This is a genomic window from Virgibacillus sp. MSJ-26 (assembly GCF_018918075.1).
Lineage (GTDB): Bacteria > Bacillota > Bacilli > Bacillales > Amphibacillaceae > MSJ-26.
The window spans coordinates 1-16,379 of record NZ_JAHLPW010000025.1 but is presented as its reverse complement, the minus strand read 5'-3'; the positions used below and the strand labels follow the sequence as shown (position 1 = coordinate 16,379).

Below are 16,379 nucleotides of genomic sequence, written 5' to 3'. Positions count from 1 at the left end.
GAGCAAATTATCTGATTGGAAAATGGATTATGACAGACTAGAGAAAAATCTTTCAATCTTATTCGGCGTCTTCCTTCTTGGAATTGAAAGTGTAGTTAATAATTGATTGAAAGTCGTTAGCCCCACGTCATAAGAGGGTGCTTCTATTTCTAATTCGTAATCCGAATGATTATTGTAATGACTATCATCTAAAACATAGATAAAGCCCTTGTGATTGTATTCTAATCTTGTCGTTGTTAAACTTCCGTAGTAAATCAAGTTACTAGGATCAATATCCATGTCCGCTAATTGTTTAGCAGTGTGTGGTTTTGATACCGGATGACCGCTTAGCCACTCATCAGTTTCCACTCTAGTCAAGCAATCGTGAGTCTCTAAAAGACCTTGTCCTTCTGGTTGTTTTAATGTTAATGTATATTCGCCGCTTTTTTCTCTTATACGTAGCGCGGCATGGTTATTTTTAAGTGAAAAGTCTTTTGTTTCAAAATAATAATTGGTTTGAACTATACCTTTGTCAGGAAATGAGAGATAAGTACGGATTTGATTAAATTCTTCTTTTGTAAGTAAATTTTTAAATTCAATTTCTATTTCTTGGCTCAATCTGAAGAACTCCCTTGTCCTTTTTTACTTTTATTATTCTTGATTATGACTAATCTGGTCTTATTATGCAAAGATTATCCATTATAATTATTTATGGTAAAATAAGGACGACCTATTTTATAAAGGTGAAGAATGTTCAAAGAGATTAAGGTTTTGATTAACAAATCATCGCTTATAGGATAGGGTCATTTATAAATCCGATCTAAATATTGAAAAAAACTATACTCGAAAGTCGTCTGAGGTGGTGTTAAAATGAATTGGGATGTTTTCCTAGCACCTTATTCCCAAGTTGTCGAAGAATTAAAAGTGAAACTTAAAGGCATGCGTGCACAATTCGAATTTGAATCAAGACAATCACCAATTGAATTTATTACAGGCCGTGTTAAACCCATTGCAAGTATTGAAGAAAAAGTTAAGAAAAAGAAGATTACGCTTGATCAAATTGAAGGAAAAATTCAAGATATTGCTGGGATAAGAGTTGTGTGTCAGTTTGTTGATGATATCTATACAGTGGTTGACATGCTTCGTTCACGAGAAGATCTGAAAATTATTGAGGAGAAGGATTATATCCATCATAAAAAGAAAAGTGGTTATCGATCTTTTCATATGATTATTGAATATCCGGTTGAAACGATTCATGGAGTAAAAATGGTTATAGCTGAAATACAAATACGTACGATGGCTATGAATTTCTGGGCAACAAACGAGCATTCCCTCAATTATAAATATGAAGGGCAAATACCTCAACAAATTAAAGCACGTTTACAAGGCGCTGCTGAAGCAGCTTTTAAACTGGATGAGGAAATGTCTAAAATAAAACATGAGGTACAGGAAGCGCAAAGAATCTTTCATCGTAAATAAGTACGATATTATTCTGCGCGGATTATACAGCCATCTAATCTCAACAACAAAGAGCATATTAAAGGAGGGGCAGTTGTGAAGTTTAAAATCGTTTCTAAAGGGGATAAACAGTCAAACGAGATTAAGTCTAGAATTAAGCAATATTTAACAGATTTCGATTTGGAGTATGATAAAGAAGAACCAGATTTAGTAATATCTGTAGGTGGTGATGGGACATTTCTAGAAGCGTTTCACCGATACGTGCATCGACTCGACTGCACGGCTTTTATTGGAGTACATACAGGACATTTAGGATTTTACGCCGACTGGGTGCCTGATGAAGTTGAGAAACTCGTTATCGATATTGCGAAAACGCCATTTCAGGTTGTCGAATATCCATTACTCGAAGTAATTATCCGACCAGAATCTGGAACAGGGGAAGACCGATTTCTCGCTTTAAATGAAACTGCCATTAAAACGGCTGAAGGGTCGGTTGTTTTTGATGTTGAAATCAAAGGAGAACATTTTGAGACATTTCGAGGAGATGGCTTGTGTGTATCAACGCCTTCAGGAAGTACGGCATATAATAAAGCACTTGGCGGCGGTATTATTCATCCATCACTAGAAGCTATCCAATTAACAGAAATGGCTTCGATCAACAATCGTGTATTTAGAACGATTGGCTCACCCCTTATTTTACCAAAACACCATACATGTTTATTAAATCCAAAAGTGAATGGCAGCTTTTTAATTGCGATTGATCACTTTACGCAAAATTATACGAATGTAAAATCGATTCAATGCCGTGTCGCTGAAGAAAAGATAAGATTTGCTCGTTATCGTCCATTCCCTTTCTGGAATAGAGTGAGAGATTCATTTGTCTCAGAAGAAGATATGAAGGTATAAGTAAATGCAACCAATGATATGGCAAATAAGTGAAAAATATCACAGGCAGTCTATTCGTGACTTTTTAAAAAAAGATCAATCTTTTTCAAGGCGGATTTTAAAGTCGGTGATAAATGATGGTGCCATGTTTTTGAATAATGAGCCGGTGAGAATGAATGAGGTTCTATCTTTAGGTGATGTTTTAACAGTGGAACTTCCTGAAGAAGAAAAAGGGCCGTGGATGAAACCAGAGAATATCAATCTAGAGATTGTTTTTGAAGATGATTTTATTCTCGTCGTGGATAAGCCAGCTCATATGGCGACGATTCCATCTATCCATCATCCGTCAGGTACATTAGCAAACGCTATTTTATTTTATTATAAGAAAAATAATATACCCTACACTGTTCATATCGTGACAAGGTTGGACCGAGGTACATCCGGACTCATTCTAATTGCCAAAAATCGTTACAGTCATTCTCTTTTAGGTGCTTTACAACAAAAAGAGGGGATTGAGCGACATTATCAGGCTGTGGTGACAGGCTTAATATCTGAAAAAAAGGGAATAATAAATAAGAATATTGGTAGAAAAGATGGATCAATTATTGAGAGGACTGTTAGGGAGGACGGGAGGCCAGCTATCACTCTATATGAAACAGTGAAACACTCACTCTCGAATACATTAGTGAATATTGAGTTGAAAACAGGACGCACCCATCAGATCCGTGTTCATTTTTCAGCGCTAGGCCACCCGCTTGTAGGGGATGAATTATATGGTGGAAAGAAGGGAGCGATAAGGCGGCAAGCTTTACATTGCTGTCACTTAAAATTTTCACACCCTATTACAAATAAAACGATGGAATTTTATTCTTCGCTTCCTGACGATATGAAAAAATTACTTGAGTAAAGTAAGACTTAAAATGTAGTAAATTTTTCCGAAACAAAGGGTTGGTTAGATGGAATGGATACTGTTGTCTTCTCAGGAAGTCTAAAAGCAGATAACTTGTTACCGAAAACGCAACCTGTATCTATATTAATCGTGTTATTGATTTGACGTGGTTCAAGGACGGGTGTATGACCATAAACAATCCACTTCGAACCTGTATAATGTTTCGCCCAGTCTTTTCGGACAGGCTTTCCAGCTTCATCGGTCCCACCGGTAATATCGCCGTATAAAACAAAGGTTTTCACTTCTTTATCGTGACGCCCAATAAAAGATTCCTTTATGCCAGCGTGAGCTATAATAGCTTGGACATCAGTTAATTCTAAATAAAGAGGGCCTGCTCGTACAACGATATAAATTGATTTCGAACTTGTGATTGTTTAGTTTTAGATAATTGGGCATATTCCTCAGCGGTTGTTTCAATTCCGTGCTTTAACTGAACATTGTTACCGAGGAAAAATCGATATAGCTTATTACAGTGGTTACCTGGGACATACTTAGCTGATTCCTGATTGACAACCAGATCGTAAACAAAATTAATAACGTCGATGGATGCTGGTCCTCGATCGGTCAAATCACCTAAAAAAACTAGAGTGCGATGATCCGGATGAACTAATTTATTATTTATTTGACTGTAGCCAAGTTCTGAAATAAGCTGTTGTAATTCATCAAAACAGCCATGAATATCTCCTATGACATCATACATCATCATATGAATCACCTCATAGGTTATTTTACACGATTATCAATTTTATAAGCATCAATTTTAAAAAAAGAAGTGAACACAAGTATTTGTGTACATATGTATTTTTGGGAATGCTATATAAGGAATCTAGCTAGAGAGGATGAGTAAAAGTGGAAGAAGATGTGATGCAACTTAATTTAAAAGAACTGCACAAAGCCTTGAAAAACGATGATATAGAAACATTTCGTCTTAAATTTAACGATATTCATCCTTACGATCAAGCGACATTTTTCGTGAATCAAAATCATGATGAGCGTATGACTATATATTCTTTTTTATCACCTGAAGAAGTAGCCGATTTGATGGAACATATTGAATTGGAAAATGTCGAACCGTTTATTACTGAAATGGATCCAAGATTTGCTTCGATGGTACTTGGAGAACTTCCAACAGATGATGCCGTCGATATTTTAAATGAAATGGAAAAAGAAAAAGTCGCCAGTTTTTTAACGATAATGGATGAAGAGGAAGCTGATGAAATAAAAGCGCTCCTCCATTATGAAGAAAAAACAGCCGGTAGTATTATGACCACGGAATTTGTGGCCATTAATAAGTCACTAACCGTTAGGGAAACGATGAAACAATTAAAGGTCGAGGCTCCTGATGCAGAGACCATTTACTATTTATATGTTATTGATGAGGAAAAGCATTTAGCGGGGGTCATATCTTTACGGGACTTAATTATCTCAGATGAAGATGCAATTGTCGGTGAACGAATGAATGAGAATGTCGTTTCAGTCTCAGTTGGAATGGATCAGGAAGATGTTGCTCAAATGATTATGGATTATGATTTCTTGGCTGTTCCCGTTATTGATTTTCAAAATCATCTACTCGGAATTATTACTGTTGATGATATTTTAGATGTTGTTGATGAGGAAGCGAGTGAAGATTATTCTAAGTTAGCTGCCGTTTCTGACGTGCACCGTATTGAGGATAGTCCATTTGCTGCAGCGAAAAAAAGATTGCCATGGTTAATTACTTTATTATTTTTAGGTTTATTTACAGCAAGCTTGATTGGCCAATTTGAAGATACGCTCGAACAGGTGGCTATATTAGCCATCTTCATGCCCCTTATAGCAGGTATGGCAGGAAATACAGGAACACAGTCATTAGCCGTAGCCGTTAGAGGGCTTGCAACAGGAGAATTTGCAAATCGCGGTAAGTTGAAATTGATGGTCAAAGAAACGTCGACTGGACTCATTATCGGTTCTGTATGCGGCATTACGATTATGGTTGTTATTTATCTATGGAAAGGTGAATTATTTTTAGGGTTTCTAGTAGGTATTTCCCTTCTAGCCACGTTAACCATTGCAACGTTATCAGGTGCTATTATTCCACTCATTATGGATAAATTTAAAATTGATCCAGCTGTCGCATCAGGACCATTTATTACAACGATTAATGACTTGATTTCCATTTCCATTTATTTTGGAATTGCAACAGCATTTTTAAGTTATTTACTATAAATCAGACAATCGCACAAACATGAATTAACCTTCATATAATATGATGATATCGTATATGGAGGGATGATAGAACCATGAAGAAAAATAAACGTTATGCCAAGAATCCGTTGCTCTATATCCATCAACCTAATGTAGGAACTCCTAGAGCTTCTATGCAATCTAATTATCAATCAACTAAAAGTAATGATCAGCTTTCGTCGTCAAGCAAACGTGAGGCAGAAAAGATAGCTAAAGCAAGACCACAACGCAGGCATGGTGGAAAGCCACTACGAGACGAAACAAGAGCTGAAATAACAACAAGTGAATTTGATGAAAGCATTGATTCAAAGGAAGAAAACCAAAACAATCAATCTGATACTAAAAAATTTAAAGACATGACCCTGCTTGAAAAAGTAAAATATTTCGCTGACGAACCAAATCATATACCTAGGATTAAATGTGAAATTAAAACAGCGGATAAGTCTTACCGAGGAAAAATTATGGATTTTGACGGGGAGACTGTATTTATGCGCGTAGGAAATCGAGTACACTTGAGAAAAGTACCATTTGAAGAGATTCAGCGTATTAGGATGCTTGGTTTTTAATAGGTTGATGAATATAAATAACACCCTAGATAGCTATTCTAGGGTGTTACTTTTATAACTAAGACGTCTTATTCATTTTAATCAATAATTATCGGTAATTACTGAAAAAGTGATACTGCAGGCAAGCACGTTACATGGCAGAAGCACTTAAGATCTACTGTAATGCAGATACCAGTTGCATATAAATTGTCAGTACCTTGGTCTGCCGGATCTTTCAAGTGGCTGTGTGTGCAAGGCTCTTCAGCATTTCTAACTAACTCAAGTACCGCACAGCAGTCTTCATCAACACTTTTTACTCTAAAAATAAAGCTTGCTTCGATTGGACCTGGAGTTCCGTCAGGCATATGGCCAGCACCAAAGCCTTTGAAAGGTTTACAGCCGTCTTGACAATATAAAATAACAGGAACTGTATCTAATCCGCTTCCGGAATCCTTCTCACCTAATAAATCATTAATTGATTGTTCACAACTGGTGTCACAGCAATTCTCAACAACGTCACTTTGCGCATCAGCTATCTCCCTAAGAACATCACATACACAGCTGCCCGTATCAAAATCTTTTCCACATTTACAACCCATGAATGAATTCTCCTTTCAATTTCGTATTGACCTACTGTCTCTAATAGAGTATGTATATGGCATATGTTGGTGTGGGCAGGCGTTTATATTTTTTAAATTTATGGTGATTCCATCTAATTTTAATTAATATTAAAAAATTAGGTTTAAAAAGAACATATTAGGGAATAAAGATAACAGACATAAACTTATAAAAATATTCGAATAGTATATTAAGTGAGAAAGGGGTTGGAGAAATGGGATATATTTTACCGGTACAAAATTTTCAATATTTCGATTACCATCAACGTATAACAGAAGAGAAGAAAAACCAATACTTTATAAATAAACCATTTAAATCTGTCTTGGAAGATCAGTACCAAGAGGTCAAAGATCATCCAGTCTCTAACCACACCATGTTAACTAAAGAACATACAGAGATTCTATCTCGAAACCCAAAAGCTATGAAGACGAAAGCTGATTTAACAGGTAAGGGACACTTATTTAATCAGTATATTTAGAACAAAAGCTGAAGCGCCCGTTTAGCAACGTACAAACTGGAGGACTCCTGACGAGATAAAGGAGATCTAAAGAGCGTAGCGATTCAAGGTCGACTTATCGTAGGAATGAGTCTGAAGTTTGGTAGTTGCTGGGCGGCTGAAGCTGGATGAACAAAAGTTGAAGCGCCCGTTTAGCAACGTACGGTCGACCTCGCCAAGCAGGATAGGTTAATGTCAAACAACAAAAAAGATTGATCAGTCGTTAATGCTGATCAATCTTTTACTCTTTCCGGTTTATTTCTAAATGGCGAAAGGAATAACTTTTTTCCTTCAGTATATTCTGCGTAAAAAACGTCTTCCACATTATTGTAGTTTTGTTTTTTAATTTCTTTATGCAGCCAGTCTTTTGATAAACCAGCTTCTTTTACGTTATCTTCAATAATTTCTCCGTCACTGATTAAAGTGAACGGAAGGAATGCCTCTTCAGGATAGACGTTTAAATCTTTCTTATTCGGAGTTTGATATTCTGGTTTTTTCATCACTGAGACGTGTCCATTCGTTTCTAAAATGGCGTATTCCACTTCTTGAATGGAAAACACATCTTTAGCCCTAAGTAGATGTTGTAATTCACTTACATCAATTTTGTTTTTCTTCATCTCTTCACGGATGATGGCCCCTTTATGAATAACGAGTGAAGGTTTTCCCTCTAATATAAATCTCGAGCCTTTAAACTTTTGCACGACCATTTCTACAGAATAGAGTAACACGCCCCATAATGCGATGACAAATGCCATTTTTGCAATACCTGTGTCTTTATCAAATAGGGCGTTTCCAACGAGTTCACCCAGAATAACTGCTGATATAAAATCAAACGCTGTTAATTGGGAAATTTGTGTTTTACCAAGGAGTTTTGTTAATAAGAATAAAGCAAAGAAACCAAAGATGGTATCGGTAAATATATGAAAATAACTGTCCATTTTGACTTAATCTCCCTTCCAATCTTAGAATAACCAGAAAGGGAATTGTCATTCAGATAAGAATGGTTTGGATATACGTATTAAGATGGGGAAGATAAAGACGAACGATGTATACTTCTACAACATCGCTACGGAAAACATTCCGCTTTCCGCATCCGCTGTTCAGCCTCCTCGAATTTCGGTCTGCGGGGTCTCACCTAGGCTATTATTCTTTCTGTAGTCTTCATGCTTTTCTCCGCTAAGATTGAAATGAAAAAAGACGAACAATGATAGTTAATTTTGACTCATTATCATTATTCGTCTATTCGCCTTTTGCTTTATCCTATAAATTAATGTTCCGGTCTTTTAAGTTCTTCACCATAGTAACGTGCGGGATGCCGGCGTCTATGAATTCTTCGGATATTATTTCATACCCTAATTGCTCATAGAAAGTTGTGGCATGTGTTTGGGCATTGAGCTTTGCCTGGGAATAATCATTATTTAAGATTTCTTCCTCCATTGCTTTAATTATTTGCTTGCCGTAAGATTTAAGACGATGAGGTTTTAAGACGCAAATTCTTTCCAGTTTTCCAGAGTCATCGATGAATCTTAAGCGGCTGGCAGCGATGGGGATTCCATCTTCATAACCGACAAAATGGGTTGCTGTTTTATCGAATTGATCTAATTCTTCTTCTGGTGGAACTTTCTGTTCTTGTACAAAGACTGTTTCGCGAATACGAAAGGCATCTCCTTGCTCGTTATTTTCTTTTGCAATTTTAACATTCACACGTCATCTTCTCCTAACACAAAGCTTTCATGGACTGACCAAGCACCGTTCTCTAGTTGATAAAAGAGGTGGAAACGGTCGATGGTGTCTTTAAAATCAAATGTCTTCATTCTAAGGCTGCCTAACACATCTGAAAATTCATCTTGCACAAGATCTTGTGCAATGGTTATATGTGGTACAAAAGGATGTTCCATTTCTTCTGGAAATTCACCGGAATACATTTGATCGACGAGCTGATTTAATTCCTCATTTGGTTCAACTTTTAAATAGATAGTGTTGGTGACTGGAGAAAATGAGCTCACCTTTTTAATCGCAATATCAACGGGTTTTGTTTTTTTAGCAATTTTTCTAAGTTCCTCAATCAGTTTCTCGATATAATCATCATCTGCTTCAAAAGCTTCTTTCAGCGTCAAATGCGGTGGAATCAGAGAATAATGTGGATCATATCGTTTCCTAAACGAGTTTGCTTCATCCTGGATTTCCTTCGATGGAAACATAGCGATACCATACCTCAACATAAAAAAACCTCCTAATAAATTTTCATGCATCAAAATGCTATGTTAAGCAGTAGGTTGATTCTTGTTGTTGTAATTGGTTATTTTTGAAAAAGTGATTTCTTCTAGTATAACAATTATAAATGAAATTTTAAAAAATAGAGTCTTTATGACGGTTATTTATTGATATTCTTAATGTCAAAAGATTTGATATAGTAATGTTTATTGGACCGGTTTTTGATCTTATTGGGCACGAAACAGCGAAAAGTTTTGCTTCATGTCCGATAGGAGTGTTTAATTAGACATGAAACTATAAAAAACTCCAGTCCATGTCCAATTAGTGCGCTAGTTGTCATGAATCTGTGAAGAGATAGCATTAATATATGGCTTGAAGTCAAAGCTTAAATAAACATCGTCTTCAAAGCATTTGGTAAATCTTTTTGCCAGTATTTCCAGGTGTGTTCGCCGCCTTCTAGTTCGTGATAATGGTAGGTGACACCTTTGCTATCAAGGATTTCTTTGAGTTCTTTGTTCGGTTTTACAAAATCTTCATTGTTGCCGTTTGTTAAGCCAACGTCAGTCTCGTCTGTGCCAATGGTGTGGTAAATATCAATTGTTTGAACGGAGTCTGCGTTTTTAACTGTTTCTAAAACTGTATCATTCACGTAAGGTGACTGCATAATGACTTTTCCAAATGTATTGGGATATTTGAATGCCGTCATTAAGGCTAATGTACCTGCTAATGAATCGCCCATTAGCGTTCGAGATTGTCCCATATTGTAAGTTGGAAGGAACTCGTCTAAGAAAGGGACTACTTCACGGACTAAAAATTTAGTATAGGCTTCGTTTTGGTCACCGTCCGGATGGTACTTTTTCCAGCGGTCATATCTGTCTTGATATTGGATGCCGATGAAAACGGTATTGTCAATTTCTTCAGCGCTATGAAGTCGGTCGCTTTGTGTGGCAACGCGGCCTAATTGGTAATAATCGTTTCCGTCTTGCATAATGCATACATGGTATTTATATAATGGTGAAAATGATTCTGGCTGGTAAATTCTTAAGACTATTGTCTCGTTTAAATAGGAACTTTCTATTTCTTTATCTATCATTTTTCCTTTTCTTCCCAATGACTACACCTCTGTCTCTAGTTGTTTTACGTATTTGGGGAATGAAAAACACCGCTCATGGAATATACTCGCTTTCCGTGGGCAAAGAAGAATTGCAGTTCATTCTTCGTCGCTAATGAGCCTCCGAATGCTTCGCATTTCGGGGTCTCATCTAGGCCTTACCTCCCGCTGGAGTCTCGCATATTCCATTCGCTAGTATTTGTATTTCCATATTGCTATACATGAAATTTTATCCCCTGCATTTCTTTTATCTTAGCATTAATAGAGGGAAAATTCTATAGGCTGAAAAGAGTAAAAGCAAAGGAACTTAAACTAATAACTTAGGCAGCTATTGAGGAACTATATGGGTTCTACACCATCGCTACGGAAATACACTTCGCTTTCCGCAGGCGCTGCTGAGCCTCCTCGAGCTACGCTCTGCGGGGTCTCATCTAGGCTACTTCTCCTGCTGGAGTCTCCGTGTATTTCCTTCGCTATAATGACTGCTAAATACGAAATATAGAAGGGGATTTGTTTTTCCGTCAGTACTTAGCACATCAATCCGTTTTTTAACCTGTCAATTCTTTTAATTGATTCTGATTGAGCTCGTAATAAGATCCTTTTAATTTAAGGAGCTCTTCGTGGCTGCCTTGTTCGATGATTTTGCCGTGTTCTAGCATGATGATGTGGTCGGCTTCTTGGATTGTGTTTAGTCGGTGCGCGATGACGAAACTTGTTCGGCCGTGCATGAGTCGTTTGAGTGCTTCTTGGATCTTGAGCTCGGTGATCGTGTCGATGTTACTGGTTGCTTCATCGAGTACAAGGATGGTTGGTTCGGCAAGTAATGCTCTTGCAATGGTCAGTAACTGTTTCTGTCCTTGGCTAATGCCGCTACCGTCTTGATCAAGAACAGTGTTATAACCTCGTGGAAGTTTGACGATAAAGTCGTGTGCATTCGCGTCTTTAGCTGCTCGAACAACTTCTTGATCCGTTGCATCCAATCGTCCGTATCGGATATTATCTTTAACCGTTCCTTCGAATAAAAAGGAATCCTGCAAAACAAACGCCATATGCTGTCTTAAACTTGACCGCTTGATTGTGTTTAATTCAATGCCATCGAGTGTAATCGAACCTGAATTATAATTATAGAAGCGGGCGATCAAGTTGATGATGGTCGTTTTTCCGGCTCCTGTATGACCGACAAAAGCAATGGTTTCACCGGGTTTCGCTTCTAAATCAATATTTTTTAAAATCAATTCATCTTCATAGCCAAATGACATGTTGTCAAAGATGAAATGTCCTTGAGTCGTTGGCAAGTCAACCGCTTTTTCTTCATCTAATTCTTCAGGTTCTTCATCAATCACATTGAAAACTCTTTCCGCTCCGGCAATGGCAGATAATAACACGTTAAACTGGTTCGATAATTCATTTAACGGACGCGTAAATTGTCTAGCATATTCGGTGAAGATAACAATTACACCAACGGATATATAACCATTAATTGCGAGTATTCCACCAACGAGTGCAATCAATCCAAAGCTTAAAAAGTTCAACATGTTCATTATTTTAGGAATGAAACCAGACAATGTTAGGGACCAAAAGGCTGTGTTTTGTAAATCCTTATTTTTTACAGCAAATTCATCGATCACACGTTTTTCCTGAGAAAAAGTTTTGACGACATGTTGACCGGAAACGATTTCTTCAACGTAACCATTTAAATCACCAAGTTCTCTTTGGCGGAGTTTATATAACGGTCCGGTTCGGTTTGTAATCCACCTGATCCCCATAAACATAAAGGGAATAATGGACATGGTAACAACGGTCAGCAGGGGACTGAGATAAAGCATCACAGCAATCGTCCCAACAAGTGTAATCACACTCGCAAACACTTGGATCACCGATTGGTTTAAGGTGTTATTTACATTATCAATATCATTAGTAATTCGGCTCATCAGTTCACCATGCTGTCGTTTATCAAAATAAGAAATGGGCAGCTCATGGAATTGATGGAATAAATCACGGCGCAAATCAAAAACTGTATTTTGCGCGATGCCAATCATCCAGTAATTTTGCATAAAGATTGAAACGGAATGTGCGATATAAATAATGACGAGCCAAATTAAAAGCAGCCCAAGCCCAGAAGCTTGCTTCGTAACGATAAAGTCATCGATAGCCATCCCGACCATAAACGGTCCTAATAGTGCCATCGCGGAGCTAATCAGCACCATTAATATAACGAGAGAGAGCTTTCCTTTTTCTTGAGCGAGATATGACCAAATCCGCTTGACGGTTCCGGTCATATTTTGTGCACGCTTCCTATCCTCGGCACTGACTGAATCAAGGGATATTTTTTTATATTGAAATGGTTGTTTTAATTGACTATCTGGCACGTTTATACCCCTTTCCAAATTGTGATTCGACAATCCGACCATATAAATCAGACTGCTCTAGCAATTCATCATGTGTACCGAACGCAAGCACACGTCCTTCATCTAATAGTAAAATACGATCTGCACTTATTGCGGTAGATATTTTCTGGGTGATGATTAATGTCGTGCAGTGATAGTCTTGAATAGCGTCAAGGAGTCTTGATTCAGTTGCTAAATCAAGCGCACTTGTACTATCGTCGAGCATTAATATTTTCGGCTTGCGAAGCAGCGCCCGTGCGATGGAGATACGTTGTTTTTGTCCTCCTGATAAATTCACACCTTTTTGCCCGACACGAGTTTCATATTGTTCAGAAAGGCCCATAATTGTTTCATGTATTTGTGCATCTTTTGCTGCTTTGATAATCTCCTCTTTCGATGCGTCTTGTTTTCCCCAGGCGATATTGTCAGTGACTGTACCAGTAAAGAGCAATGGACTCTGAGGGACGTAGCCAATGCTGTCACGAATCGTTTTTAACGGATAATCACTCATAGGTTTTTCATCAAGATAAATGGTTCCTTCAGTTGGTCGATACAATTCAGGGAGTAGCTGGAATAATGATGTTTTACCGGCGCCAGTCGCACCAATAATCGCCAGTTTTTCTTGTCCCTTGAGTTCGAATGAGATATCATCGAGAACTTTTTCATTTTTAGCCGGGTACGCGAAGGAAACATCTTTAAATTGGATAGAACCTTCCGTCACCGTGTTCTGGTCATCTTCATATCGTTCATAAGGGTCTTCTTTAACAACTAAAACATTTTTAATACGAATAGCGGACGCTCTTGCTCGGGAAAAGGCCAGTATGATGAAAGTAAACATCGAAATAGCCATGGCTACACGCATCGCATAATTCACCACAGCAACCACATCACCGACAGACGTTTCCCCAGCGATGGATTGAGCATTCCCGAACCAAATAATAAAGATGATACTTAAATTCATAACGAATAAAAGAATCGGCATCGATGCTTCCACAAAACGGAAAGCTTTTCTGGTCGTGACAGCTAAATCTGTATTTGCCTCTGTGAAACGTTCTTTCTCATAATTGCGGCGGACGAATGCTTTAATCAAACGCATCCCAGCGAGGTTTTCCTGCATGACCCGGTTGACGTGATCCACTCGGCGTTGCAATCTATCGAATTGAATCGTTGAAATTTTAAGCACCCATAAAATAAAGCCAATCAGGAGCGGCACGGTGACTAAGAAAATCAACGCAAGCTTTGCATTGACTACAAATGCCATGATAACGCCACCTAAAACAAGTAACGGTGCTTTCGCCATAATACGAAGCGCCATAAAGATAGTGTTTTGAACCTGTCTGACGTCATTCGTAAAGCGAGTCACAAGTCCGGAAACCGGGAATTTATTTAAGTTCTTAAAAGTAAATTCCTGAATCTTATCAAATAACTTTTCCCGCAAATCGTATCCAAACGCATACGTCACATGTGAGGCGTAAAATGAATTAATGATACCAGCAATAAAAGATAGAAATGCAAGTCCAATCATAATGCTTCCCCACATGATGATATTGTTGATATCTTGATTAACGACCCCAACGTTAATCATCTTACCTAGGAAGAAGGGAAGGGCGAGCTCTACCCCGAGTTCGATAAAGGTTAAGAGATAAGCGATGATGATCGGTAGTTTATATGGTTTTAAAAAAGAAAAAACTTCTTTCAAATTTGAATCCCCCAATGTTTTTAAGTGATGGTTTGAAAATAGTGTTAGAAAGCATTTCGTTGGTTGAGAGTAAATCTTTATTAATTGTTTGGAAATACTGAGATTGGCCACATCCAGCGCGTGGGGCCCAGCAACTAGTGAGACTTCCTTCACCTCCGTACGATAAGTCAACATCGGCTCACTACGTTCACCGTGTTTCCTTTATCTCCTACGGCTCAGTCCAGTCCGTACGTTGCTAAACGGGCGCCCCGTGCTTTTGCTCCTTAATAAAAACAATTTTCATTCTATTATAAAGGGTTTGTTAATTAATTACCATGAATTTATTTCGGGGATTGAAGTAATTCGTGAATGAGGGAAATAATGCTGTATTAAAGGTCTTTGAAGGGTAAGGAAAATAAAAATAGCAAAATGTGTTGACAGACTGATAGAAATTATATATTATATATAGTGTCGTTAATTTCATAAACGATTCCGTAGCTCAGCTGGGAGAGCGCTACCTTGACAGGGTAGAGGTCGTTGGTTCGAGCCCAATCGGAATCACTAATTTACTAAAGCGTCAATTCTTGTTTAGAATTGGCGCTTTATGATTTTTTAGCTTATTAATAAGAGTGATTTTCAATCAACAATTAAATAAAAAAGATTATAAAAAACATTAAACTATTTCTACAATCTACCGATATAGATAATAGAACGTTACAAGACGTTCAAAAATAGGGCCACAAGGACGTGACCCGAATAAAAAAACATGGAGGTTGATTAATTATGATTATTAATCACAATATTTCAGCACTTAACACACATCGTCAATTAGGTGCAAACAACAACGCAGTACAAGGATCTTTAGAGAAACTTTCTTCAGGTCTACAAATCAACCGTGCAGGAGATGACGCAGCAGGTCTTGCAATCTCTGAAAAAATGCGTGGACAGATTCGTGGACTTGATATGGCAGCGAAGAACGCACAAGATGGTATTTCTATGATTCAGACTGCAGAAGGTGCTTTGAATGAAACACATGATATTCTTCAAAGAATGCGTGAATTAGCTGTTCAAGCATCGAGTGATACAAATACTGACGCTGACCGTGGTGAACTTCAAAAGGAATTGGATGAATTAGTAACAGAAATCGATCGCATTTCTACTGATACTGAATTTAATACTCAAAAGTTGCTTGATGGTACAGGTGGAGAAGAAGGGTCATTTACCTTTCATATTGGGGCGAATGCAACACAAAATATTACTGTTGAATTTGGTAATATGGGTACTGAAGAGTTAGGTGTTAATGAATTGGATATCGAAACTCAAGAAGGTGCTGATGAGGCAATTACAGCAATTCAATCCGCAATTGATGACGTATCTGCAGAACGTGCAAAACTAGGTGCAAACCAAAACCGATTAGAGCATACTATCAACAATTTAGGTGCATCTTCTGAAAACCTTACAGCTGCAGAATCACGCATAAGAGACGTGGATATGGCTAAAGAAATGATGAACTTTACGAAGAATAATATTCTTACGCAAGCATCACAAGCCATGTTAGCTCAAGCAAACCAAATGCCACAAGGCGTTCTACAATTACTTCAGTAATAGTGAAAATATACTTAAAAAGGGGCTGGGACAAAACTCAGCTAAAAAGCAAAAAAGGAATTCAGTATACTGGATTCCTTTTTTGCTTTAGATTTAAAATAATTGATTATTTTGCTAATAATTAGTAAACAAAAAGAGCACCTTCTGGTAAGATAAAAGTGACCAAACCATTACTCACCGGAGGTGCTCTTATGTTTAAACATTATACCATGAATCAAGTGATTTTGCCTT

Annotated in this window: 15 protein-coding genes, 1 tRNA gene and 1 pseudogene; 8 read left to right on the top strand and 9 right to left on the bottom strand. The window is 37.6% G+C overall.

Annotation, left to right across the window (positions count from 1 at the left end):
* Positions 1 to 27 precede the first annotated feature (27 nt).
* Positions 28 to 597, bottom strand: coding sequence for a CYTH domain-containing protein (locus tag KQI49_RS16950; protein ID WP_216490776.1), 570 nt, complete (start codon positions 595 to 597; stop codon positions 28 to 30).
* Positions 598 to 849: 252 nt separating this feature from the next.
* On the opposite strand from KQI49_RS16950, the gene yjbM reads away from it, so the two are divergent.
* The 3 genes from yjbM (at position 850) to KQI49_RS16935 (ending at position 3,229) form a co-directional block, all read left to right on the top strand.
* Positions 850 to 1,458 (top strand): GTP diphosphokinase, encoded by a 609-nt coding sequence (gene yjbM, locus KQI49_RS16945; RefSeq protein ID WP_216490775.1) that lies wholly within the window; start codon positions 850 to 852, stop codon positions 1,456 to 1,458.
* 75 nt (positions 1,459 to 1,533) lie between these two features.
* Positions 1,534 to 2,343, top strand: a complete 810-nt coding sequence (locus tag KQI49_RS16940) for an NAD kinase (protein WP_216490774.1) — start codon at positions 1,534 to 1,536, stop codon at positions 2,341 to 2,343.
* A gap of 4 nt (positions 2,344 to 2,347) precedes the next feature.
* Positions 2,348 to 3,229, top strand: coding sequence for an RluA family pseudouridine synthase (locus KQI49_RS16935; RefSeq protein WP_253286906.1), 882 nt, complete (start codon positions 2,348 to 2,350; stop codon positions 3,227 to 3,229).
* Between the two features lie 8 nt (positions 3,230 to 3,237).
* Here the strand turns inward: KQI49_RS16935 and prpE are convergent.
* Positions 3,238 to 3,974 (bottom strand): annotated as a pseudogene (gene prpE, locus KQI49_RS16930) (bis(5'-nucleosyl)-tetraphosphatase PrpE).
* Positions 3,975 to 4,135: 161 nt separating this feature from the next.
* On the opposite strand from prpE, the gene mgtE reads away from it, so the two are divergent.
* The gene (gene mgtE, locus KQI49_RS16925) at positions 4,136 to 5,476 is read left to right on the top strand and encodes a magnesium transporter (protein ID WP_216490803.1); all 1,341 of its coding nucleotides are present in this window, start codon (positions 4,136 to 4,138) and stop codon (positions 5,474 to 5,476) included.
* Positions 5,477 to 5,550: 74 nt separating this feature from the next.
* Positions 5,551 to 6,060, top strand: a complete 510-nt coding sequence (locus KQI49_RS16920; RefSeq protein ID WP_216490773.1) for a CotO family spore coat protein — start codon at positions 5,551 to 5,553, stop codon at positions 6,058 to 6,060.
* Positions 6,061 to 6,158: 98 nt separating this feature from the next.
* Here the strand turns inward: KQI49_RS16920 and KQI49_RS16915 are convergent, their stop codons facing one another.
* Positions 6,159 to 6,638: a CotY/CotZ family spore coat protein gene (locus tag KQI49_RS16915; RefSeq protein ID WP_216490772.1), complete on the bottom strand. Its 480-nt coding sequence runs from the start codon at positions 6,636 to 6,638 to the stop codon at positions 6,159 to 6,161.
* Between the two features lie 233 nt (positions 6,639 to 6,871).
* Between KQI49_RS16915 and KQI49_RS16910 the strand changes: the two genes are divergently transcribed.
* Positions 6,872 to 7,135 carry a hypothetical protein gene (locus tag KQI49_RS16910; protein ID WP_216490771.1) on the top strand — a complete coding sequence of 88 codons (264 nt, stop codon included), beginning with the start codon at positions 6,872 to 6,874 and terminating at the stop codon, positions 7,133 to 7,135.
* Between the two features lie 251 nt (positions 7,136 to 7,386).
* Here the strand turns inward: KQI49_RS16910 and KQI49_RS16905 are convergent, their stop codons facing one another.
* The 6 genes from KQI49_RS16905 to KQI49_RS16880 form a co-directional block, all read right to left on the bottom strand.
* The gene (locus KQI49_RS16905; RefSeq protein ID WP_216490770.1) at positions 7,387 to 8,091 is read right to left on the bottom strand and encodes a DUF421 domain-containing protein; all 705 of its coding nucleotides are present in this window, start codon (positions 8,089 to 8,091) and stop codon (positions 7,387 to 7,389) included.
* 322 nt (positions 8,092 to 8,413) lie between these two features.
* Positions 8,414 to 8,857, bottom strand: coding sequence for a GNAT family N-acetyltransferase (locus KQI49_RS16900; protein ID WP_216490769.1), 444 nt, complete (start codon positions 8,855 to 8,857; stop codon positions 8,414 to 8,416).
* Entirely contained in the window at positions 8,854 to 9,372 is a 519-nt protein-coding gene (locus tag KQI49_RS16895) for a YjcG family protein (RefSeq protein ID WP_216490802.1), read from the bottom strand. The genes KQI49_RS16900 and KQI49_RS16895 overlap by 4 nt, the downstream gene beginning before the upstream one ends.
* 380 nt (positions 9,373 to 9,752) lie before the next feature.
* Positions 9,753 to 10,478, bottom strand: coding sequence for an alpha/beta hydrolase (locus tag KQI49_RS16890; protein ID WP_216490768.1), 726 nt, complete (start codon positions 10,476 to 10,478; stop codon positions 9,753 to 9,755).
* 548 nt (positions 10,479 to 11,026) lie between these two features.
* Complete coding sequence (locus tag KQI49_RS16885; protein ID WP_371817596.1) at positions 11,027 to 12,847, bottom strand: ABC transporter ATP-binding protein; 1,821 nt, start codon at positions 12,845 to 12,847, stop codon at positions 11,027 to 11,029.
* Entirely contained in the window at positions 12,837 to 14,564 is a 1,728-nt protein-coding gene (locus KQI49_RS16880) for an ABC transporter ATP-binding protein (protein ID WP_216490766.1), read from the bottom strand. The genes KQI49_RS16885 and KQI49_RS16880 overlap by 11 nt, the downstream gene beginning before the upstream one ends.
* A 467-nt stretch (positions 14,565 to 15,031) precedes the next feature.
* Between KQI49_RS16880 and KQI49_RS16875 the strand changes: the two genes are divergently transcribed.
* Both KQI49_RS16875 and KQI49_RS16870 read left to right on the top strand, forming a co-directional pair.
* Positions 15,032 to 15,104 (top strand) — tRNA-Val (locus tag KQI49_RS16875).
* A gap of 222 nt (positions 15,105 to 15,326) precedes the next feature.
* Complete coding sequence (locus KQI49_RS16870) at positions 15,327 to 16,148, top strand: flagellin N-terminal helical domain-containing protein (protein ID WP_216490765.1); 822 nt, start codon at positions 15,327 to 15,329, stop codon at positions 16,146 to 16,148.
* Positions 16,149 to 16,379 lie beyond the last annotated feature (231 nt).